The organism is uncultured Planktosalinus sp. (assembly GCF_963973675.1).
GTDB lineage: Bacteria > Bacteroidota > Bacteroidia > Flavobacteriales > Flavobacteriaceae > Planktosalinus.
In genome coordinates, this window is the sequence record NZ_CAXBAN010000456.1 from 1 (window position 1) to 1,761 (window position 1,761).

A 1,761-nucleotide genomic window follows, 5' to 3' on the forward strand; every position below is an offset into this window, starting at 1 on the left:
GCTTTAATCACTCTTGACAACACCCACGAACAACTTGATGTCTATGAAAAAATCATTGCTGACAAACTCTCTGTAAGAGACACTGAAGCCCTGGTTAGAAAACTTCAGCAGGCTGGTGAACCTAAACCGACTTCCAATAAGACAACAACCCCTTCGTTTGCTAAAAAAGCCGGTAAGGAACTCTCAGATTTTTTCGAAGTAAAAACAGAAGTCAAAGCCAATGCCAAAGGCAAAGGAAAGCTGATTATACCGTTTAAAAACAAAGCAGAACTGGAACGGATTACAAAATTGATACAGGGTGAAAAGTAAACAACTTTTATGGTGGCTTCCGCTGCTGTTTATGCTAAAAACCTTCGCACAAGAAAAGGACACCCTAAGCTTTGTGAACAATAATGCCACACTTACAGTAAATCAAACCACCAAAGAACCCTATGACCCACTTGCACCCTCCAGGGCAGCTTTCTATTCTGCTGTCATTCCGGGACTCGGACAAGTGTATAATGATAAATACTGGAAAATTCCAATTATTTATGCCGGAATTGGAGCAAGCATTTACTTTTACTCCACCAACAGAGATGATTTCACACGTTACCGCGACGCTTATAAAAGAAGACTCGCCGGATATTCTGATGATGAATTTCAGGGGATTGCAAATGAAACGCTCATTCGCGCCCAACGCACTTCTAAAAGAAATATGGATGTAAGCTTGGCAGTTGCTGTTGGTTTTTATTTGCTTAATATTGTAGATGCCAATGTAGATGCACACCTCAAACAGTACAATATTTCAGAAGATTTATCACTCAATCCTGAAATTGACTACAACCCGGTTCAAGCATCTACAAATTATGGAATGCGGCTTACCTATAAACTTGATTAGATCATGAAAATAGCACTTTTAGGGTATGGGAAAATGGGTAAAACAATCGAAAAATTAGCGGTTGAGAAAGGACATCAAATTGTTGCTGTTTGTACCCGTAAAGAAGAGTTAAACAAGCTTTCCGGTGCAGATGTGGCCATCGATTTTAGTGTTCCTGAAGCGGCTGTATTAAATATTGAACAGTGTTTTGAACAACAAATTCCTATTGTAAGCGGGACTACCGGCTGGCTTAATGAATTTGACAGGGTGTTAAAAAGCTGCCAAAATCGTAACGGAAGCTTTATTTATGCATCTAACTTCAGTGTGGGGGTCAATTTGTTTTTTGATTTAAACCGGAAACTGGCACAACTCATGGCACAGCAAGAAGATTATAAAGTGGCTATCACAGAAATCCATCATATACAAAAACTGGATACTCCCAGTGGTACTGCAATTTCACTTGCAAACGATATCATCGAGCATAGTAACTATACAAGCTGGAAACTCAATGCTGCCGAAAAAGGTGTAATCCCTGTTACCGCAGTGCGGGAAGAAGATGTAAAAGGAACACATAGCATTACTTATCAGTCGGCCGTCGACACTATAAGCATAAAACATGAAGCCCACAGCCGGGAGGGGTTTGCAAAAGGGGCCCTGCTCGCAGCAGAATGGCTCCAAGGTAAAAAGGGTTTTTTTACTATGAAAGACGTACTCGGAATTGAACCCTGAAAGAGTTTTTAAAAATTGACAAACAGAAGTTTAAACATAAGGTTAACAACACTTAAAAGAACATACTATGACATTTACTGAATGGTTTATATTTTTCCTGATTATCCAACTGCTTCATTTTGCAGGAACCTGGAAATTATATCAAAAAGCCGGCAGACAACCCTGGGAAGCTGCCA

General features: G+C 39.9%; 2 protein-coding genes and 1 pseudogene. All 3 read left to right on the forward strand.

The genetic code is table 11. The features are described from left to right. Positions 1-309: pseudogene (locus AACY61_RS13280) on the forward strand (chromosome partitioning protein ParB); the annotation flags it as partial. Next, entirely contained in the window at positions 299-877 is a 579-nt protein-coding gene (locus AACY61_RS13285) for a DUF5683 domain-containing protein (protein WP_339612060.1), read from the forward strand. The pseudogene AACY61_RS13280 and the gene AACY61_RS13285, both read left to right, overlap by 11 nt. Before the next feature lie 3 nt (positions 878-880). Further along, the gene (dapB, locus tag AACY61_RS13290) at positions 881-1,585 is read left to right on the forward strand and encodes a 4-hydroxy-tetrahydrodipicolinate reductase (protein ID WP_339612061.1); all 705 of its coding nucleotides are present in this window, start codon (positions 881-883) and stop codon (positions 1,583-1,585) included. Positions 1,586-1,761 lie beyond the last annotated feature (176 nt).

What these genes read in the sequence shown, in the direction of transcription:
- dapB (WP_339612061.1), top strand. Translation starts at nt 881, where the DNA reads ATGAAAATAGCACTTTTAGGGTATGGGAAAATGGGTAAAACAATCGAA.